Consider the following 19,889-nt stretch of genomic DNA (forward strand, 5'->3'; position numbering starts at 1 on the left):
GACGAAGCATTGCACAATTTGCGGCCTTGCCGGTCGCGGTAGGCGAATTAATACAGTATCAGAGCCAAGCTGCATGCATATTTACGCCAACCCCAAACGCTTTCTGTCACTGGCACAGTGGCTGATGCCGCTCTTTTTCTGGAGCGGCCTCGGCCTGTCGCTGGCTGCGATCGCGTGGGGCGTCGCCGTGGTTCCGCCCGACCGCTTGATGGGCGAGAGTGTCCGCATCCTTTTCATCCACGTGCCCGCCGCTTGGCTTGGTATGGGAGGATGGACGGGAATTGCGATTTCCAGTGCGATGCTGCTTATCTGGAAGCACCCGCTGGCCAGCATCGCCGCGCGCGCGATCGCGCTGCCCGGTATGACTTTCACGGCCATCTGCCTTGCCACCGGATCGATCTGGGGCAGGCCGACATGGGGCGCGTGGTGGGTTTGGGACGGGCGGCTTACGTCGATGCTGGTTCTGCTGTTTCTCTATGCGGGATATATCGCTTTGGCGCAGGCTTCCGCTCGCGAAGGCGGGTCTGCCAAGATCGTAGCGATTTTCGGTCTTGTCGGAGCGATCAATATTCCGATCATCAACCGGTCCGTCGTATGGTGGAATTCGCTGCACCAACCACCCAGCATAACCGCTGGCAATAGCGCAATTGACCCGGTGTTTCTGTGGCCCTTGCTCGTGGCCGTCCTCGGATTTTCGCTATTGTTCGGGGGGATCGTCTTGATGCGGATGCGCGCCCTGATTGCAGAGCAACAGGTCGAGGCGCGCCTGCGCCGGCGTGCCTTGGACGATGACAGCCAGATCAGCAGCGCGGCTGCCTCCTCTACTGCTGCTGTAGGGAGCGCCTGATGCGGGAGGCTCTCAACCACTGGGATTTCGTGATTGCCGCCTACGCAATCGGTCTGGGCGCGCTCGCGCTGCTTATCGTGTGGAGCTGGCGGACCATGCGCCGCGCAGAACAGCGCCGCGATGAGGTCAAGCGCCGATGAAAGCCAAACATCAACGCATGACGCTGGTCATCATTGCCCTGATTGCAATTGTCGCTGCCGGATTGCTGGCGGCATGGACGCTGCGCAATCAGGCGAACTATTTTTACTTGCCTGAACAAATGGCCGCAGAGCCGCCCGCAGTCGGGCAGGCGGTGCGGCTGGGCGGTATGGTGCAGCCCGGCTCAATCGCGGCGCAGGCGGACGGAATAACCGTCAGCTTTGTCGTGACAGGCAACACACAAAGCACCGTGCCGGTCACATACAGCGGCATCCTTCCCGATCTTTTCGTCGAGGGATCAGGCGTTGTGGCAGAGGGCAGCCTTGGCCCGGACGGCGTGTTTCAGGCGACCAACCTGCTTGCCAAGCATGATGAAAACTACGTTCCGCGCGAACTCGAAGGGCTGGAAGGCCATAAGGCCGCCGATTACGCCGCTGACACGGTTGTCGGCACCGAGTAGGATTGGACACGCGCGATGATCGCTGAACTTGGCCATGCCGCACTCTGGCTCGCAACCGCGCTTGCGGTGTTGCAGATGGTGTCCGGCGCGCTTGGCCTTCGGACGAGCCATCCGGGTGCCGCTGCCTTTGCCGTCTACGCTCGGCCTGCGGCGATTGTGCAGGCGTTTCTGGCGGTGCTGGCGTTCTGCCTGCTGCTGTATGCGTTTGCGGTGACTGACCTGTCGATCAGGCTGGTGGCGACGAATTCGCACTCGCTAAAGCCGATGCTTTACAAGCTGACCGGCACTTGGGGAAATCACGAAGGGTCGATGCTGCTCTGGGTGGCTGTGCTGGCTCTGTCGGGCGGATTGCTTGCGTGGATGGAGCGGCGCCTGCCAGAAAGCACCATGAACGCGACGCTGGCGGTGCAGGGTTTCGTTGCGCTGGGATTTTACGCGTTTCTGGTTCTATCTTCGAACCCGTTTGAACGCCTACCTGTTCCAGCAGCAGAGGGCACGGGGCTGAACCCGCTGCTTCAGGACATTGGCCTCGCGATCCATCCGCCCACGCTTTACATCGGCTATGTCGGGCTGTCCGTGGCATTCAGCCTCGCGATGGGTGCGCTCATCACGAAGCAGGTGACGCCCGATTTTGCCAAGGTCATGCGCCCCTGGGTGCTGGGAGCCTGGGTGTTTCTGACGCTGGGGATCACTGCCGGTTCTTACTGGGCGTATTATGAGCTGGGCTGGGGCGGCTGGTGGTTCTGGGACCCGGTAGAGAACGCTTCGCTGATGCCGTGGCTGGCGGCGACCGCTTTGCTGCATTCGGTAAGCGTTCTGGCCGCACGCGATGCTCTTAGGACTTGGACAATCATGCTGGGTGTGCTGGCGTTTTCGATGAGTATGCTCGGCACGTTTCTGGTTCGATCGGGCGTGCTTACCAGTGTCCACGCATTCGCGGTCGACCCTGAAAGGGGCAGCTTTATCCTTGCCCTGCTGGGCCTGTATATCGGCGGGAGCCTTGCTATATTTGCAGTGCGGGCGAGCTCGATTACAGAGGGCAAGCGGTTCACCGCCAGCAGCCGCGAAGGTGCGCTGGTGTTCAACAACGTGATGCTGTCCGCGATCCTCGCCATTGTGCTGCTCGGCACGCTTTATCCGCTGCTGACGGAGGCTTTCGATGTGCGTGTTTCGGTCGGGCCTCCGTATTTCAATCCGGCGGGCGCGATATTTGCGATCCCGATGTTCATCGTGATGGCCATCGGGCCGCTGCTGCGCTGGAAGCAGGACACGCCGGGCCGCATCCGTATCGAGCTTATCGTCCTGGGGAGCATTCTGATTGCCGCGACGGTTCTAATTGGCGTTTTCAGCGACTATTCGGTCTTGGCCGTTTTGGGCCTCGCGCTATCTGCAGTGCTGGCTGTGGCGGCTTTCCTGCCATTACGGGGCCGAAAGCTGGCGCGCGTCCCGCTCGCGACGTGGGGCATGGTGATGGCGCATTTCGGTGTTGCGGTGTCGCTTTTCGGAATGGTGAGCGAAAGCGCGTTCACGCAGGAGCGATTGGCAGCCGTCACGCCGGGTTCGACCGAGCAAATTTCAGATTGGGACGTGACGCTGGACAGTGTCGATCCGATCGCAGGCCCGAACTGGACCGCGTTGGAAGCGCGCCTGTCTGTCAGCAGAGGCGGCGCAGAGCCGGTCATGATGCGCCCGCAGGCACGGACATTCTGGGCTCCGACACAGGCGACCAATGAAAGCGCACTGCTAACGCGGTGGGACGGCCAACTTTACGCTGTCATCGGAAATCATGCGGGTGTGGATGCTGACGGCAATGCCCGCTGGCAGCTGCGCATCTGGTGGAAACCGTTTGTCACGTTCATCTGGTATGGCGGGATTCTGATTGCTCTGGGCGGTATCCTTTCGATCTTCGGACGTTTGCAGGTCGATCTGCGGCGGCGAAAGGCAGTGCAATTGGGCGAAGATCGCAGAGCGGATAAAGCCGCACTCGGCGCCGCTGATCCGCCCCCTCCAACCCAGCCGGAGCCCGTTTGATGCGCCCCGTATCCTTCATCCCGCTCGCCCTGTTCCTGTTTTTCGCAGGACTTGCCGGATATATGCTGACTCAGGACAAGGATCAGACGATCCCTTCGGGCATGGTCGATAAACCATTGCCGGAATTCGACCTGCCGCCAGCCTATGACGGCCTGCCCGGGGCGTCCCGCGCGGACTTTATCGGCGGCAAGCCAAAACTGCTGAATGTCTGGGCCAGCTGGTGCTTGCCCTGCATCGCAGAGGCCCCGCAACTGGAGGCGCTGAAGGAAGAGGGCGTCGAAATCATCGGCATCGCCATTCGCGACACGCCGGAAGATGTTTCCGTGTTCCTCGACCGTCATGGCAATCCTTACACCCGCATCGGCGCAGACGACATTTCAGAGCTTCAGATAGAAATCGGCGCTGCGGGTGTGCCGGAAACCTTCGTCATTGATGCGCAGGGTAATATCCGGCACCAGCATATCGGCGATATCCGGGAAAGCGACGTGGCCAAGCTGTTGCAGATACTGGAGGAAGTCTCCTGATGCGTTTTGTTCTCGCAGTCCTCTTATTGATTGCAGCGCCTCTTGCCGCGCAGGATGATCTGCCGCCCGCGCCTTATGCGAACAATCAGATCAGCGATCCGGTGCTTGAGGCGAAGGCCACCGCACTGATGGAAACGCTGCGGTGCCTCACTTGCCAATCGCAAAATATCAATGACAGCGATGCCCCGATTGCAGGCGACATGCGCCATCAGGTGCGCACGAGGATCGCCGCGGGGGAGGAGCCGGAGGCTGTGCGCGCCTGGCTGGTTGAGCGGTACGGCGATTATGTCAGCTATCAGCCGGAGGTTAGTGCGAACACGTGGCCGCTGTTTGCTATTCCGGCTCTGCTTGTCCTGATTGCCGGCGGTATTCTGCTGCGGCGGCTTGGCCGGCGGCGGGGCGAGAGCGCAAAATAATGATCGGTTGGATTGCAGTACTCGCCCTTGCGCTGGCGGCGTTCGGACTGGCGGCGACCGTGCTGCGTCTGCCGCGAGAGGGGTATGCGCTGTTTGGATCGGTGCTGCTGTTCGGCCTTGCGGGATATGCTTGGAAAGGTTCGCCAGAGCAGCCCGGCAGTCCAAAAGCGGCAATGATAGAGGCGCCGCGTTCGGGAGAGGAAATGGTCGCTGCGCGCCGCTCCTTGTTCGACGAAGTGCGGCCGAAACCGGCTTACATTGTGACCTCCGATGCGTTTGCCCGCCGGGGCAAATTCGATGATGCGGCCGGTTTGCTACGCAGGGGATTGGCGGAGAACCCGAACCACCTCGAAGGATGGCTGGCGCTGGCAATGGCGCTGACGAGCCATGCCGACGGCGCTGTCACCCCGGCGGCGATTTTTGCCTATGACCGCGCCCGCGCTATTGATCCTGTAAACCCGGCCGCCGATCTCTTCCTCGGTTTTTCGTATTTGCAGCGCGGCGAATTCCGCAATGCACACGGCGTCTGGTCAGCTTTGCTAGAGCGCGCCCCGGCGGATGCTGCATGGCGCAGCGACCTTGAGGCGCGGGTCAATCAGCTGGATCAGATGATCGCCAACGCCCCGATGCTGCAATAGTGTCACACTGCAGGCCGGGTGAAATGTTGCGAGCGCGAAACGGCGGTGCTAGGGGCCGCGACCTTGCGGAAAGCCGCATTTCGAATGGCGCGCCGCGACAATCCGGCCGCGCTGCGGGGCAGTACCGGGTTCGGGAAATCCAGAACGTATGAGCGAAACAGCCACTCCAGCGCACCAGCCTCCCGTCGGAGGCCACGGGCACAGTGCGTCGAAAAAGGCGCTGGCTGTCGGCGCAATCGGTGTCGTGTTCGGCGATATCGGCACCAGTCCGCTTTACGCATTTCGTGAAACATTCGTTGGTCCCAACCAGCTTGCGCTCGATACGCCGCACGTGCTGGGGGTTGTCAGCCTGATTTTCTGGTCGATGACGCTCGTCGTTTCGATCCAGTATGTCTCGATCCTGATGCGCGCCGATAACAAGGGGCAGGGCGGATCGCTCGCGCTGGTCGCGCTTATTTCGCGTAGCATATCCAAATCGCGCTATGGCTGGGTGGCGGTGCTGCTGGGCGTGTTTGCGACCTCGCTTTTCTACGGGGACAGCATGATCACGCCTGCGATTTCGGTGCTGTCGGCGGTCGAGGGATTGACCGTAGTCGACCCCGGTTTCCAGCAATTCGTTATCCCGATCGCTATCGGCCTGCTGGTGTTCCTGTTCATGCTGCAACGGCGCGGCACGGCGAAAGTTGGCGCGCTGTTTGCGCCGGTGATGATCGTCTATTTCACGGTTATTGCGGGCATGGGTTCTTGGCAGATCATCAACACGCCCGAGATTCTGTGGGCGCTCAACCCGTATTACGCGATCAATTTCTTCGTGCTCGATGGCTGGCTTGCCTTTCTCGCGCTGGGGTCGGTTGTGCTGGCCGTTACAGGGTCGGAGGCGCTGTATTCCGATATGGGCCATTTCGGTCGGGGTCCGATGCGGCTCAGTTGGTTTGGCTTTGTCATGCCGTGCCTGCTGCTCAACTATTTCGGGCAAGGCGCGATGATCATCGGCCTGCCGCCGGAACAGGCTGCCGAGGCAATCCAGAACCCGTTCTTCTTCCTCGCCTCGGAAGAATACCGCCTGCCGCTCGTCTTCCTTGCCACTGTGGCCACATTCATTGCCAGCCAAGCGGTGATTTCCGGCGCATTCTCGATCACTCACCAGGCGATCCAGATGGGCTATATCCCCCGGCTCAACATTCAGCACACCTCCGAAACCGAAGGCGGGCAGATTTACATTCCATTCATCAACTGGGCGCTGATGGTGGCGGTTATCATTCTGGTGCTGACGTTCCAGAATTCTTCCAACCTCGCCAGTGCGTACGGTATTGCGGTAACCGGCGCTGTGACCATCGATACGCTGCTGATGGCGGTGCTGTTTGTCGGCGTGTGGAAGTGGAAATGGTGGTATGCGCTGCCGGTCGTCCTCGTCTTCCTGATCGTTGATGGCGCCTATTTCGCGGCCAACCTGACGAAGGTGCCCGATGGCGGCTGGTTCCCGCTGATGGTCGGGTTTATCGCGTTCCTGTTGCTGACCACGTGGGCGCGCGGTCGCAAGCTGATGCGGGAGCGGATGAGCGAGCACGCGCTGCCGATGGAAATCTTTGCCAAATCGGCAAAGAATTCCGCGCTGCGGGTGCCCGGCACTGCGATCTTCATGGCGTCCAGCACGGCGGGCGTTCCATCCGCGCTGCTCCATAATATCAAACACAACAAGGTACTGCATGAGCGGGTCGTGATCCTGACCGTCGATATTCAGGACGTGCCCTATGTCGATCCCGATGCGCGCTGCGAATACACCGATATGGGCGACGGTTTTTACAGGGCGGTGCTGCATTACGGGTTCATGGAAGAAACGAACGTCCCGCTTGGCCTGAAGAAGATGGAACGGTGCGGCGGCGAATTTGACATGATGCAGACCAGTTTCTTCCTGTCGCGTCAGACATTGCTGGCGAGTGACAAACCGGGGATGCCGATCTGGCGTGAGAAGATCTTTGCATGGCTGCTGCGAAATTCGGCCAGTGCGATGGACTTCTTCAAATTGCCGACCAACCGCGTGGTCGAACTGGGAAGCCAGGTCGAAATCTGACGCTGCGTTGCTGTAGGACACGCATGACAGATCAGGCGAGGTGTCATGCGCGTCATACACCCGATTTACCCGCAAACGCGCGATTTGCGCGTGTAGGACACGGGTGACAAGTGTCCAACATCGGACCTGTTTGGCGATACGGTTTTCAAAGAGCCGCAGCCACCATGCCGCGCTTCGGCCGAGTAGGAAAATGGTTGTGTTTTCGGTGGAATCATCGGCGCTTCGGATCTCCCCAAAAATTGGGGTCAACCTCGCCTGAAGGCACGATCGTTTCTCGCGCCAAAAATATCGGTGGGAAAATGTGTTCAAAAACAACCGAAACGTGGGGCGCTAGCCTTGTTGACGTTCGCACCCGTTGCAAATTGCATTTGCGAAAAACGCAGTTTCTTGTCATTTATAGTTCGGAGGGGGCGACACCGCCGATTTCAGTCCTTTTGAATGGGCCGATAGCTGTGGAGCGTGGCTGTGTGCCCCCGACGATCTTGGATTGGACCCCAGATCGTCTCCGAACCATTAGATAGTGAGTGAGGCGCTGGTTTGGCGCAAGAGGGTAAATGCCGATTGCTTCAAGACGCCGCCTTATGCACAAGGTGTATTACCACCGTAATACACCTCTAAGCCCTAGAAGTCCTAGACTTCGCAGAGTCGCAACCACAAAAACGAATCTGCGAAAAAATTTTGACGTGCAAAAATGAGTTCTGGAGCTTGTGAATCAATCGAATCCAAGCGCGCAATATTCAAATCTAGTCCGCCCCAATAACCGCGATCTCCGTTTGACGCCCATCGATGTACCGCACGGTTTCGCCGTCGAAGAACGCATCTTCCTCGGTGCGGAAATCGACGCGTTGTCCGCCCCATTCGGGCACTTCGGCATAGGTCGTAAGCTCGATTGACCATGCGGTGTTTGCGCGGATCGGGCCTGCGCCGCGCGGGTCAGCTTCTTGGTTGTCCCAGAACCCGATAGCCGGGCCTGCGCCGTGGCCGTGCAGGCCGATGGGGTGGGTGTAGATCGACGGGTCTAACCCTTCTGCAATCGCCTCGGCGCGCGATTTTAGCATAGCGGCATTGCCTGTTCGCCCAACCTCGAAATTGGCGGTCAGAATGTCCTGCACCCGGTTGGAATTGGCGAGACCCGCGGCGAGGCCCGCTGGGACTTCCGTCTCGCCCGGTTTCAGCACATATGCGAGGTGCTGCGTATCGGTGTTCAGACGCAGATACGTGATGCCGAAATCGGTCCACAACAGGTCGCCATGCTGGATCACGGTGTCACCGCGCAGCATCTCCGCCGCACCCTGCCGCTGGATGCCGATGCTGGGGTGGAACCATGGGGTGAGGCCCAGCGTTGCCAGACGTTCGCGGTACCACCACTGGACATCCGCCGCCGTGGTTTCACCCGGTGTGATAACGCGATTGGAAAATGCCTCTGCGATGATCGCATGGGCGGTGCGCACGATGGAGGGATACAGCTCCATTTCAGACGGGATGCGCGTTTCCAGCCAGCGCACGCTCAGCGTCTCTCCCGAAATGACCCGCTCCCGATATTTTGGATCAAGTTTGGCGCTCATCGCGTTGAATTGACTGTAAGTCATGCCGTCGCCGAATGCGGTCTTGTCCGAATAATTGATGGCAATTTTTGCCGGATCGCGCGCGGCAATAATGTCGGCAACCGCCTGCCATTGACCGGGCTGGGTTTCAGGATCCCATGACGGTTCAAACAGGCCGCCGAGGCCATATCGGCTGACGGTCAACCGCTCGATAGGCTGGCCATTGCCCGGATCGTGAAAGATCAGGATGGTGCGCCGCCGTGCCGCCATGCTGCGCGCGTCGAGCATGGACGCGACCACCGGCTCTTCAAAATATTCGCGGCTCATCATCAGCCACAAATCGACTCCCTCTTCACGCATGATCTGCGGGATCACCGTGTCCAGCCGCTCGGCAAGGATGCGGTCGATCACATCGGCGCGCTGGCGCAGGGTCATGACCGGGGGAAGGGCGGGGGAGGTCTGCTCGGTCTCGCTCATCGTGATGACCGGGTTTGCACCCTCAGGGGCCGACTGCGCGGAGGCGGCTGTGCCAGACAAAAGCGCAGCGGCGATCATGATCTGTCTCAATTTACTCTTTCCCCCGCAGTGGTCCCGATTTGGAACTGCGAAAATGTTCCCGGAAACAAAACCCTATGCCCGCGCGTAAAGGGCGGCAACAGCGCCTGCATATTGCTGGCAATCAAGTTTCGATAGGAATTTCGCAATGACATCCGTCCGTGTTTTCGCCCAAGGGCGCCCTCAGCACAAGTCCGGCCACCGCGGCTATATCAGCCCGATGGGAAGCAGCCGCACGACCGACAATCAGAAAACCGTGGTAAATGCCGTTTTGCACGAACGTGCCCGCCGCGCCCTGTATGCCGATTGCGACCGCGCGCCGCTCGGCTGGGAAAATATCGCCGCCTAAGTGGTGGGCGGTTCGTCTTTCAGCACTTTTTCTTCCTGACCGACATCCAGCCCGTGCTTTAACAGCATAGGCAGATTTGCCAGCGTGAACAGGAATGTGAGCGGCAGGAACACCCATAGCTTTGCCCATAGCCACCCCTCAAACGACATATAGGCGACTAGCCCTTCGTTAAGAGCGGCAAGGGCGAGGAAAAACACGCCCCAATTGCGCGACAGTTTAAGCCAGCCTTCATCTGTCAGCCCCTCAAACGCGGCCTCCAAGAGGATTTTCAGCAGGGCGCGGCCCATGAAATATCCGATCAGCAGGACAACGCCGAATACGCTGTAAATGATGGTGGGTTTCAGCTGCACGAAACGCGGATCGCCAAAGAATATGGTGAGCGCGCCAAATCCGACGATCAGCGCGGTTGAAAACCACAGCATCGGCGAAACTTTGCCCAGCTTCCATTTCGATATGGCGAGCGCGGCGAGAGCCGCGACCATAAATGCGCCGGTGCCGGTGATAATTGCCTGCAATTCGGCCTGCGGATCGGTCTCGGCAGGGGCGCTGAACCGATAAACCGCGAGGAAGACGAGCAGCGGGCCGTAATCGACCGCGAGATTGAGCCAGCTCGACTTGGGCTTTTCCGCTGTTTGAGCAGTGTCTGTCATCAGGCCACCCCGGCAATGACGCGCGCGACAAGATCGGGATCAAACGGGCGCAGGTCTTCCATCTTCTCTCCCACTCCGATGGCATGGATCGGCAGGCCGTATTGTTCGGCGGCCGCGACCAGAACGCCGCCGCGCGCTGTCCCGTCCAGCTTGGTCATGATGATCCCGGTGACGCCAGCGACTTCTTTGAAAACGTCGATTTGCGACAGCGCATTTTGTCCGTTGGTCGCATCGAGCACCAGCACGACGTCATGCGGCGCTTCGGGATTGAGGCGGCCCAGCACGCGGCGGATTTTCTCCAGCTCGTCCATCAGCTCGCGTTTGTTTTGCAGCCTGCCTGCGGTGTCGACGATCAGCGCATCAATGCCGGTGTCAGTGGCCTGCTTTACCGCATCGAACACGATAGAGGCGGGGTCGCCGCCCTCTGGCCCGCGCACCAGATCGACACCGGCGCGGTCCGCCCATGTGGCCAGCTGCCCGATGGCGGCCGCGCGGAAAGTATCGCCCGCCGCCAGCAGCACGCCGTAATCGTCTTCGGTAAACAGATGCGCGAGTTTCGCGATTGTCGTCGTCTTGCCGGACCCGTTTACGCCAATCACCAGGATGACCTGCGGGCGCGGAAACGCTGTCACTTCGAGGGGTTTTGCCACCGGGCGCAGGATGTCGGCGATTTCCTCTGCCACGGCCTCTTTCAGCTCTATTTGCGTGATCTCCGCGCCGAACCGCTTTTCAGCCAGCCGCCCGCGAATGCGCGCTGCGGCTGAAGGGCCGAGATCGCTGATGATCAGCGCATCTTCGATATTGTCGAGCGTCGCATCGTCCAGCTTACCGCCGCCCGCCAGTCCGCTGAGATTATCGCCGAGCCGGTCGGATGTCTTGCGAAAGCCGCCCAGCAGCCTGTCGCTCCAACTTGTCTCGCTCATACCAGCATGCCTTCTTCGATACCGCGCACGGTCATTTGAATGATGTCACCTGCCCGCGCGCCATCGGGCAGACGGACGCGGGCATAGCTGGGCGCATAGCCGGTTCCATCGCGCTCTGCGAGGACGGGCAATGTTTCGCCCACAAGGCTGGTGAGCCATGCGGCTCGCACTTCGGTGACGGCGGCGCGCAGTTCGGCGGCGCGCCCCTTGATCACCTGCCGGTCCAGCTGCGGCATCCGCGCGGCGGGGGTGCCGGGACGGGGTGAAAACGGGAAGACGTGACCATGCGCAATGCCAAGCTCGCGGATGATCGAGAGGTTTTCGGCGTGGTGTTCGGCGGTTTCGGTCGGGAACCCGGCCATCAGGTCCGCGCCGACCGCAATTTCGGGCCTGCGCTGTTTGAGGCCGAGCACCAGATCAACCGCGTCTTTGCGCAAATGGCGGCGCTTCATTCGTTTTAGGATCAAGTCCGCTCCATGCTGAAGCGATAGGTGCAGGTGCGGCATCACGCGCGGTTCGCCTGCGATCAAGTCGAACAATTGCGCGTCGATTTCAATCCCGTCGAGCGAAGAAAGGCGCACGCGGCCAAGCTGGGGAAACTCATCAAGGATCGCTGAGACCAGCGCGCCAAGTTTCGGTGCGTCAGCCAGGTCATGGCCCCAACTGGTGAGGTCAACGCCGGTCAGCACAGCCTCTTTCGCGCCTTGGTCAAGGTGCTGTTCCACCTCTTTCAGCGTGGCGGTGACGGACAGCGATCGGCTTGTCCCGCGGCCCTGCGGGATTACACAAAAGGTGCAATCATGATCGCAGCCGTTTTGAACCGCGATAAAGGCGCGCGTTTTTGTTGGCGCAATCGGAGTTTCGCTGGCCGGAATGTTCCAGCTGCGCGGGTCCAGCTTGCGCTCGTTCGCGATCAACCCGTCAACCTCGGGCATGGCGGCGATTTGATCGCGCTCAATATCGGCGGCGCATCCGGTCACAATCAGGCGCGCATCGGGACGCGCGCGGCGGGCCTTGCGAATGGCCTGACGGGTCTGGCGCACAGCCTCTGAGGTGACGGCGCAGGAATTTACCACCACGACATCGCCGCTGTCTGCCAGCATCGCGCGCATTCGTTCGCTTTCGGCGATGTTGAGGCGGCAGCCGAGCGAGATGACTTCGGCTCTTGCATCGGCGGCTTGATCAGTTTTGACTTCAGAGGGCGCGCTCATGAATAATCGTCCCATTCAAAACTGCCGCGATACGCCTCTGCCGCCGGGCCGGTCATGCGGATCGGCGCGCCTTGTTCCCACGCAATGGTTAGATCGCCGCCGGGCAGGGTGACAGTGACGGGGCTTTGCACGATCCCCTTTCTTATCGCTGCAACTGCGCTCGCACAGGCACCGGTTCCGCAGGCCCGCGTTAGCCCGGCGCCGCGTTCCCAGACGTGCAGTTTGAGATGATTTTCGCCCTTTAGGCTCGCGACGTTCACATTGATCCGTTCGGGAAACAGGGCATCGGTTTCGATGACCGGGCCGATTGCCGCCAGATCGACCGCGTCAGCATCCTCCACGAAAAAGACGACATGCGGATTGCCGACATTGACGGCCATCGGCGTTTCCAAACCGTCCCAGCCCACCGGCATCGCGGCGGTGTCCATCGCATAGCCGAGCGGGATGGCGTCCCAGTCAAAGCGCGGCTTGCCCATATCGACGGTCGCTCCGCCTTCGGCTGGCTCCAGCGCGATCATGCCGCCCGCCGTTTCCACCTTGGCCGCTTTGCCGTGGAGCAATGCCACTGCGCGAGAGGCATTGCCGCACGCCTCCACCTCGCCCCCATCGCAATTGAAGATGCGCATACGGAAATCGGCGGCGGTGCTCTGTTCAAGGATGATAAGCTGATCACAGCCAATGCCGCGGCGCCGGTCTGCAATCGCGTGGGCGGCGGCTCCAGTGATGGCCGGTATATCGCTGGCGCGCGCATCCAGCACGACAAAGTCGTTGCCCAGGCCGTGCATCTTGATGAAAGGAACGCGCATATCGAGGGCGCATTTATGCACGCAGGCGCTCTGCGTCTAGTGCGCAGCGCCCGTGACGCGCGCATCTGGCAGATCAGGATCGGGCGCGGCGCGGCGTGACGGTTTGCGCGATGTCTGCCTCACCTTCGCGATCAGTAGCGGGCGCGGGGCCGCGTGATGCTTTGCTCAGCTTGCCAATCGCGGCAAGGCGCAGGCGCACCTGCTCTGCCGTTTCTGGCTGGCCGTAGAGAAAACCCTGCCCTTTCAACTGGCCCATTTGTTTCAGTATCGAGAGGATTTCCTCACTCTCGATACCCTCGGCAGTGATGGGCATACCAAGACCCCGGCCCAGCGAGATGATGGCATCGACGATTTCAGAATTGCCGCCGGCATCGCGCAATTCGCGGACAAAGGACCGGTCGATCTTGAGCCGGTCAAACGGCAGGGTACGCAGCTGTTCAAGGCTGGAATACCCCGTGCCGAAATCGTCGAGGCTGATTTTAACACCCTGATTGCGAAGGCTGGTGATGGTTGATCGGACCATGCCAATATTGTCGTGCAGGCAGCTTTCGGTGATTTCGATTTCCAGCCGGTGGGCCGGGAAATTACTGGCAACCAATTGCTTCAGCAGTTTCTGGGCAAACCATGGATCGCGCAGTTGCACCGGGGAGATGTTGACCGACAGCGTGATCGCATCATCCCATTCCCAAGCGTCTTTGAATGCCAGCTCCATAAGGTTTTCGGACAATACCGAAATCAATCCGATTTCTTCGGCGATGGGAATGAAAAGTTCCGGGCTGACAAGACCAAGATTTGGCGAATTCCAGCGCGCCAGCATTTCAAACCCTACCAGCTCGCCGGTTTCAAGGTCGATTTGTTGTTCGTAGTAGGGCTCAAATTCACCGGCAGAAACGCCGCGCCGAATGCCGGATTCGATTTCATTGCGGAAACGAAGTTCGTTTTCCATTGTCGGCTCGAACCAGAAATAGCGGTTCTTGCCCTGCTTTTTCGCGTTGTACATCGCGATGTCGGCGCGGTGCAGCAATTGATCCGCATTGTGCAGCGCCGGGTTGCCGCCCTGATCGTCATGATCGGTTGCAACGCCCATCGACATGGTGGCATCGATCACCAGGCTGCCGAGTTTGAAAGGCAGAACAATGTTGTCGAACAAACGGATGATCAGGTCGTCAACCCGCCCGCGCTTTTGCGGGTCATAGGCAACCACGAAAGCAAACTCATCACCGCCCAGCCGGGCCAGCGCCGCGCCCTCTGGCAGGTGTTCGGTAATCCGCTGTGCCAGCGCGACCAGCACCTGATCGCCAATCGAGTGGCCGTGCATATCATTGATCTGTTTGAAATTATCGAGGTCGATCATCGCATAAGCGACCGCCTGACCTTGCGCGTTCGCGTGAAGACGAAGCCGGTCTGTTGCCGCTGCCATGCTGCGCCGGTTCAGGCAGCTTGTCAGGGGATCGACTTCGGCGAGTTCGCGGGCCTGCTCCTCTGCGCGTCTGCGCTCAGCGATTTCGTGGGTCAGCTGGCGATACCGTCGCCAGCCAAAAATAATGAGAGCAATGTTCAGCAAAAGCGCATTGACCAGCAGTGGGTCAGGGGCTGCGCCGCCAGAATACATGGCGTCGAAAACCCTCGGCAGGACGGAACCCCCGGTGCCGACAAATAGGATAATCGCTGCGGTCGCAATGCCGAGCGCCATAATGTCTTTTTCAGCGGCTCCTAAAGCAGCCTCGGGCTTCTCTTCATCTGTCACTATTGTTGATTCCCACGCTGGACGCGGCAGATCCCCCCAGAAACATTGACGTTCGCCCGGACAGAAACGAACGGCCCTTTCGTATGGCGCGCACCAATAAATATCGGGTTAATCGCGGTATCCCGGCAAAACGGGGTGGATTGCGGGGCGCACGGATATTAGTCCGTTGGTCAAGATACAGCATCCCGCAGGAGATATTCGCATGGCCAAGTCAAACCGCAATTACTGGCTGATGAAATCCGAACCGTTCAAATACGGCTGGGATGACCTCGTCGCAGAGGAAGAGGGCACGTGGGACGGTGTCCGCAATCATCTGGCCAAGAACAATCTGGCCGCGATGGAAGAGGGCGACGAGGCTTTTTTCTATCACTCGCGCGAAGGGCTGGAGATCGTCGGCATCTGCACGGTCAGCGTTGCAGGCATCACCGATCCGACCGATGAAACCGGCAAATGGGCGGCGGTAAAGGTAAAGCCGAAACGCAAATTCGAAACGCCGGTAACGCTCAAACAGATCAAGGCAGAGCCAAAACTCGCCGATTGCGAGCTGGTCCGCCTGTCGCGCCTGTCGGTTGCCAAGATCAAGCCCGATGAATGGGAATTAATCTGCAAGATGGCCGAGGGCTGACCGTCTGACTGTACGCTTTAGCCCTTGGCGCGCAATCCGCTGACGGTCGCGCCGCTCGCGGCGAGCTGCTCCACGTCGATTTTCATGTGGATCAGGCGAAGCCCGCTGCTGCTCTGAGCCTCGGCCAGTGCATCCTTGAATTCCTGCGTGGTTGAGACCGCTTTGCTCCACGCCCCGTATGACGCGCCAAGCATGGCGAAATCGGGATTGGACAGCTGCGTGCCCGACACCCGGCCGGGATATTCGCGCTCCTGATGCATTCGGATGGTGCCATACGCGCCGTTATCGACGACCAGCACCAGCAGGTTGACGCCGTATTGGGCCGCCGTGGCGAGCTCTTGCCCGTTCATGAGGAAATCGCCGTCTCCGGTTGCGGCGACCACCGTTCTTTCCGGGTGGCGCAGGGACGCAGCGATGGCGGCGGGGACGCCGTATCCCATTGCCCCGGCGGTGGGGGCGAGCTGGCTGGGATAGCCTTCATATCGCCAGTAACGGTGCCACCAGCCTGCAAAATTGCCCGCGCCGTTGCAGATGATGCTGTCCGCCGGAAGCATTTTGCGCATGGCGGTGACGCAGGCCGCCATGTCCAGAGAAGGAGCGGCGCCAGATGGCTTTGCGCTCGCCCATTCTTCCCATTCGGCATGTGCCTGTGCACCGGCATCGAATGGTATGATCGCGTGATCCTCCCACAGCGCGGCAGCCTCGGCGAATTCGTCGACCGAGCACGCCATCGGCAATTGCGTGCTGTAAACGCGGCCCAGCTCGTCAGGATCGGGATGGATATGGACCAGCACCTGATCGGGGTGTTCCAGAGTGGGCACTTCGTATCCGTCGGTGGTCGCCTCCCCCAACCGTGCGCCCACGGCAATCACCAGATCGGCGAATTTGACCCGCTCGATAAGCTTTGGGTTGGGGCCATAGCCCAGATTGCCGGCATAGACGGGCGAGGATGGCGATATCGCATCTTGCCGGCGAAATGCGGTCGCAACCGGCAGGCCGATTGCTTCGGCGAATTGCTGGAAGTGGTCGCGCGCCTTGGCGTTCCAACCCGCGCCGCCGATGATGGCAATGGGGCTTGCTGCGTCGCCAATCAGGCCGAACAGCGCCTGCATCGCATCAGGGCAAACCGCCTGCGCCGGTCGAAATGCCGCAGGGCGCGGCGCGATTGACGCGTCAACGGCATCACACAGCATGTCTTCGGGCAGCGCGATCACCACCGGGCCGGGGCGTCCGCTGATCGCGGTGGAATAGGCGCGCGCGACATATTCAGGGATGCGGGCAGGGTCATCAATGCGTGCGGCCCATTTGCAGATGGGGCCAAAGAACGCCTTAAAATTGACCTCCTGAAACCCCTCGCGGTCGCGCATCGGGCGGGCGACATCGCCGACGAAAAGGATCATCGGCTGGCTGTCCTGATGCGCGACATGCACGCCGATGCTGGCATTGGTCGCGCCCGGGCCGCGCGTGACAAACGCAATGCCGGGACGGGGCGAACCGCCCGCATTCAACGCGCCATCAGCGCAGGCCATAAACGCGGCTCCACCTTCCTGACGGCAGGTGACGGTCTGGATTTCCGTTTTTGCGTGGAGAGCATCGAGCACCGCCAGAAAGCTTTCGCCGGGAACGGTAAAAATCCGGTCGGTGCCCTGCTGCGCCAGACATTCAACCAGCAATTCGGCGGCGCTTTTGGTGGCATTCGGCACGTCACACATCTCCTCTGATCCCTTACCAATGCCGCTTAGCTCTGCCGCTGCGCCAGGGCAATCGGTGCAGGCGCGCGGTTGCCCTGTCACAGGCGCAGGTTCCCGCGCAAAGGGCGGTTGTCCCAGACTGCAACAGGCTGTTTGCGGGCGCTTTTCAAAAGTTAAGAAAGTGTTAACTCGCCTCCCACGGTACACGACCGCGCCGCCATGCAGCGACGCGGCAAACGAAGAGGTCGAATATGCGTAGAAGCCTGGTCCTTACAGACGAGACATCGCAGCACCCTTTCCGCGCAACCCTGCCGCCGCATGTGCGCAGCGACATTCTCGACATTCCGGCAGAAGCGCTGTGGCGTTTGACTGTGGATGATGTGCGCGGCTTTGCGACCACATACCTTTCAGTGACAGCCGCGGTGCTCGTCTTTATCTTCTAATTCTAAACTGCAGGGCGCGTTGTGAAGCGGCGAATTCCGCTGCCTTTTCGGCCCTGTATAGCAGCCGCCCGAGCCACGCCGATACCAGCGACATTGCCGCTGCAAGCAGCAATTGTTCGGCCACGGGGATGCCGATTGTGGTCATCCCGATGGCTATCAGCGACCCGAGCAGCATGGACAGCGAGTTGACGATGTTGTTCGCCGCGATGGTGCGCGATGCCGCATCCGGTGCGCAGCGCGTCGTGAGAAAGGCGTAAAGCGGCACGACGAAAAACCCGCCCGCTGTCGAAATGCCCAGCAGCATCAGCAGCAGCGGGATCGCCAGCGGTTCCAGCAGGAATGCGTCCACCGCCAGCAATTCGCCTGCGGCATTGGGATACCAGCTGCGCGAAATCACGTAAAAGCCGATGACGAACGCGCCCATCACGATGACGGAAACGGGCGAATACCGCGCGGAAACCTTGCCTTTGAGCAGAGCGTTTACGCCGATGGACCCGACTGCGATCCCGATTGAGAAGATGACGAGAAACAGGCTGGCCACCTCTTTGCTCGCAAGCAGCTGGTTCTTGGCAAGCGGCGGGAACTGGATGAACAGCACTGCCCCGATGGTCCAGAAAAAGCTGATGGCGACAATGGCGAGAAATATCTCGCGGTTGTGCATCGTGTCGCGCACCAGACGCCAGCTCATCACCGCCTGATCCGCAATCGCGACAGGCACATAACCCAACCGGCGGAGCAGCGGATTGCGGACCTTTTTAGAATACGGCTCCAGCAGCGGATAATGCATTTCGTAATCGCTTTGCGGCGGTGCCTCGGGCACCCACCGGCTTACGAAATAGCCCGCAATCGCAGTCACGATAATCAGGATCATCGCCAGTTCGACATTGATGAAACCGGCCAGGATCGTGCCGGTCAGGATCGCGATATACGTCCCCGCCTCAACCAGGCCTGTGCCCGGTAGCACCTCATCTTTTTTCAGGTGCTGAGGAAGGATCGCGTATTTAATCGGCCCCAGAAAAGTGGATTGGGCCGCCGCCAGAAACACCACAAACAGCAATAACGGTATGGCGACCGTGTGCACCGCAATCCCCTGCCACGCCATGAACAGCCCGGCTGCGCCCAATGTTGCCCAGCCGATCTCGCACAGTTTCACAATGCGGATGATGCGCGCCTTGTCGCGCGTGTCCGCCAGTTGTCCGGCAAGCGCGGACAGCAGCACGAACGGCAGGATGAAAACGAACGATGCCAGTCCGCTGAAAAACGCTTCGTGTTTTTCGGAATTGTAGACCGAATAGACAACGAACAGGACCAGTGCGGTCTTGTAAAGATTATCGTTGAACGCGTTGAAAAACTGCGTCGCCATCAGCGGCAAAAACCGCTTTTGGCGCATGAGGCGCATCGATGTTGTCATATCGAGTGTTTGGTGTTGCTCCTCGGATTTCAGCCATAGCGGACCGGCGCGCGCGCACAAGTGCGATAACAAGAGCGTTCACAAGCGGCACGGCCAGTCTTTTACGCAGCGACATTGGGCGTTAAGGCAAAGGAACCTATGTTGACATTGCCCAACATCCTTACGCTTTCGCGTATCTTCGCCCTGCCGTTATTGGCGTTTTTCCTGTGGTGGCCGGAATGGCGGCTGGGATTTGCCATCGGCTTTGCCCTTTACTGCCTGATCGGGATAACCGACTTTTTCGACGGCTATCTCGCTCGTGCGCAGGGCACCGTGTCAAAGCTGGGCATCTTCCTAGATCCGATTGCGGATAAGATCATGGTCGCGACTGTGATCCTGATCCTTACCGCACAGGGATATTTGCGCGGGCCGTATGTGGGTGATTTCCACGTCGTTGCGGGGCTGATCATCCTGATGCGTGAAATTGCCGTTTCCGGCCTCAGGGAATTTCTCGGCGGGTTGCAGGTTTCGGTTCCGGTTTCCGCGCTCGCGAAATGGAAAACGACGTTTCAGCTGATCGCGCTGGGTGCGCTGATCCTTGGCGGGGCGGTTCATGGCCAGCCGTGCCAGTCGCTGGGCGTGCCGTGCACCACAGTCGCGGAAAGCTATATCCACATCATCGGCCTCGCCAGTTTGTGGGCTGCCGCCGCGCTGACATGCATCACGGGCTGGGATTATCTGCGGGTTGGCCTCAAACACATGGATTGACCCTGCGGGCATTGGGGCGCGGCGCCGGATGACGCGCGCTTTGCTCTCTTCATCGCGGCGAT

20 protein-coding genes are annotated in these 19,889 nt (G+C 60.0%); 12 read left to right on the plus strand and 8 right to left on the minus strand.

Annotated elements, in window-relative coordinates; translation table 11 throughout:
* The first annotated feature begins 73 nt into the window (after positions 1 to 73).
* From ccmC to ACGHU1_RS07920, 8 genes are all read left to right on the plus strand, one after another.
* Positions 74 to 847, plus strand: coding sequence for a heme ABC transporter permease CcmC (ccmC, locus tag ACGHU1_RS07885; RefSeq protein WP_390585408.1), 774 nt, complete (start codon positions 74 to 76; stop codon positions 845 to 847).
* Entirely contained in the window at positions 847 to 987 is a 141-nt protein-coding gene (gene ccmD / locus ACGHU1_RS07890; RefSeq protein ID WP_390585411.1) for a heme exporter protein CcmD, read from the plus strand. The genes ccmC and ccmD overlap by 1 nt, the downstream gene beginning before the upstream one ends.
* Complete coding sequence (gene ccmE, locus ACGHU1_RS07895) at positions 984 to 1,445, plus strand: cytochrome c maturation protein CcmE (RefSeq protein ID WP_390585414.1); 462 nt, start codon at positions 984 to 986, stop codon at positions 1,443 to 1,445. The genes ccmD and ccmE overlap by 4 nt, the downstream gene beginning before the upstream one ends.
* Before the next feature lie 15 nt (positions 1,446 to 1,460).
* Positions 1,461 to 3,476 (plus strand): heme lyase CcmF/NrfE family subunit, encoded by a 2,016-nt coding sequence (locus ACGHU1_RS07900; protein WP_390585417.1) that lies wholly within the window; start codon positions 1,461 to 1,463, stop codon positions 3,474 to 3,476.
* Positions 3,476 to 4,000, plus strand: a complete 525-nt coding sequence (locus ACGHU1_RS07905) for a DsbE family thiol:disulfide interchange protein (protein WP_390585420.1) — start codon at positions 3,476 to 3,478, stop codon at positions 3,998 to 4,000. Before ACGHU1_RS07900 ends, ACGHU1_RS07905 begins: the two co-directional genes overlap by 1 nt.
* Positions 4,000 to 4,416: a cytochrome c-type biogenesis protein gene (locus ACGHU1_RS07910; RefSeq protein ID WP_390585423.1), complete on the plus strand. Its 417-nt coding sequence runs from the start codon at positions 4,000 to 4,002 to the stop codon at positions 4,414 to 4,416. Before ACGHU1_RS07905 ends, ACGHU1_RS07910 begins: the two co-directional genes overlap by 1 nt.
* A complete protein-coding gene (locus ACGHU1_RS07915) occupies positions 4,416 to 5,054 on the plus strand; it encodes a tetratricopeptide repeat protein (RefSeq protein ID WP_390585425.1) in 639 nt (212 codons plus the stop codon). The genes ACGHU1_RS07910 and ACGHU1_RS07915 overlap by 1 nt, the downstream gene beginning before the upstream one ends.
* 148 nt (positions 5,055 to 5,202) lie before the next feature.
* Positions 5,203 to 7,125, plus strand: coding sequence for a potassium transporter Kup (locus ACGHU1_RS07920; protein WP_390585427.1), 1,923 nt, complete (start codon positions 5,203 to 5,205; stop codon positions 7,123 to 7,125).
* Between the two features lie 743 nt (positions 7,126 to 7,868).
* Here the strand turns inward: ACGHU1_RS07920 and ACGHU1_RS07925 are convergent.
* Positions 7,869 to 9,224, minus strand: a complete 1,356-nt coding sequence (locus ACGHU1_RS07925; RefSeq protein WP_390585430.1) for a M24 family metallopeptidase — start codon at positions 9,222 to 9,224, stop codon at positions 7,869 to 7,871.
* Positions 9,225 to 9,372: 148 nt separating this feature from the next.
* Here ACGHU1_RS07925 and ACGHU1_RS07930 point away from each other — a divergent pair, with 148 nt between their 5' ends.
* Positions 9,373 to 9,573 carry a hypothetical protein gene (locus ACGHU1_RS07930; RefSeq protein ID WP_390585432.1) on the plus strand — a complete coding sequence of 67 codons (201 nt, stop codon included), beginning with the start codon at positions 9,373 to 9,375 and terminating at the stop codon, positions 9,571 to 9,573.
* On the opposite strand, the gene ACGHU1_RS07935 is transcribed toward ACGHU1_RS07930, so the two are convergent.
* From ACGHU1_RS07935 to ACGHU1_RS07955, 5 genes are all read right to left on the minus strand, one after another.
* Positions 9,570 to 10,223 (minus strand): inner membrane-spanning protein YciB, encoded by a 654-nt coding sequence (locus tag ACGHU1_RS07935; protein ID WP_390585435.1) that lies wholly within the window; start codon positions 10,221 to 10,223, stop codon positions 9,570 to 9,572. The genes ACGHU1_RS07930 and ACGHU1_RS07935 overlap by 4 nt on opposite strands.
* Positions 10,223 to 11,146 (minus strand): signal recognition particle-docking protein FtsY, encoded by a 924-nt coding sequence (gene ftsY / locus ACGHU1_RS07940; protein ID WP_390585438.1) that lies wholly within the window; start codon positions 11,144 to 11,146, stop codon positions 10,223 to 10,225. The genes ACGHU1_RS07935 and ftsY overlap by 1 nt, the downstream gene beginning before the upstream one ends.
* The gene (locus tag ACGHU1_RS07945) at positions 11,143 to 12,357 is read right to left on the minus strand and encodes a MiaB/RimO family radical SAM methylthiotransferase (protein ID WP_390585440.1); all 1,215 of its coding nucleotides are present in this window, start codon (positions 12,355 to 12,357) and stop codon (positions 11,143 to 11,145) included. The genes ftsY and ACGHU1_RS07945 overlap by 4 nt, the downstream gene beginning before the upstream one ends.
* On the minus strand, positions 12,354 to 13,163 hold the full coding sequence (gene dapF / locus ACGHU1_RS07950; protein ID WP_390585572.1) for a diaminopimelate epimerase: 810 nt from the start codon (positions 13,161 to 13,163) through the stop codon (positions 12,354 to 12,356). Before dapF ends, ACGHU1_RS07945 begins: the two co-directional genes overlap by 4 nt.
* A gap of 73 nt (positions 13,164 to 13,236) precedes the next feature.
* Complete coding sequence (locus ACGHU1_RS07955) at positions 13,237 to 14,910, minus strand: putative bifunctional diguanylate cyclase/phosphodiesterase (RefSeq protein ID WP_390585443.1); 1,674 nt, start codon at positions 14,908 to 14,910, stop codon at positions 13,237 to 13,239.
* Between the two features lie 202 nt (positions 14,911 to 15,112).
* Here ACGHU1_RS07955 and ACGHU1_RS07960 point away from each other — a divergent pair, with 202 nt between their 5' ends.
* Positions 15,113 to 15,535 carry an EVE domain-containing protein gene (locus ACGHU1_RS07960; protein ID WP_390585445.1) on the plus strand — a complete coding sequence of 141 codons (423 nt, stop codon included), beginning with the start codon at positions 15,113 to 15,115 and terminating at the stop codon, positions 15,533 to 15,535.
* Positions 15,536 to 15,552: 17 nt separating this feature from the next.
* On the opposite strand, the gene ACGHU1_RS07965 is transcribed toward ACGHU1_RS07960, so the two are convergent.
* Entirely contained in the window at positions 15,553 to 17,247 is a 1,695-nt protein-coding gene (locus tag ACGHU1_RS07965; RefSeq protein WP_390585574.1) for a thiamine pyrophosphate-binding protein, read from the minus strand.
* A gap of 230 nt (positions 17,248 to 17,477) precedes the next feature.
* Here ACGHU1_RS07965 and ACGHU1_RS07970 point away from each other — a divergent pair, with 230 nt between their 5' ends.
* Positions 17,478 to 17,669, plus strand: a complete 192-nt coding sequence (locus ACGHU1_RS07970) for a hypothetical protein (protein WP_390585447.1) — start codon at positions 17,478 to 17,480, stop codon at positions 17,667 to 17,669.
* Here the strand turns inward: ACGHU1_RS07970 and ACGHU1_RS07975 are convergent.
* On the minus strand, positions 17,659 to 19,080 hold the full coding sequence (locus ACGHU1_RS07975) for an MFS transporter (protein ID WP_390585449.1): 1,422 nt from the start codon (positions 19,078 to 19,080) through the stop codon (positions 17,659 to 17,661). The two genes, ACGHU1_RS07970 and ACGHU1_RS07975, sit on opposite strands and share 11 nt — an antisense overlap.
* Before the next feature lie 138 nt (positions 19,081 to 19,218).
* On the opposite strand from ACGHU1_RS07975, the gene pgsA reads away from it, so the two are divergent.
* On the plus strand, positions 19,219 to 19,827 hold the full coding sequence (pgsA, locus tag ACGHU1_RS07980) for a CDP-diacylglycerol--glycerol-3-phosphate 3-phosphatidyltransferase (protein ID WP_390585451.1): 609 nt from the start codon (positions 19,219 to 19,221) through the stop codon (positions 19,825 to 19,827).
* Positions 19,828 to 19,889 lie beyond the last annotated feature (62 nt).

Source organism: Erythrobacter sp. MTPC3 (genome assembly GCF_042854385.1).
Classification (GTDB): Bacteria; Pseudomonadota; Alphaproteobacteria; order Sphingomonadales; family Sphingomonadaceae; genus Erythrobacter.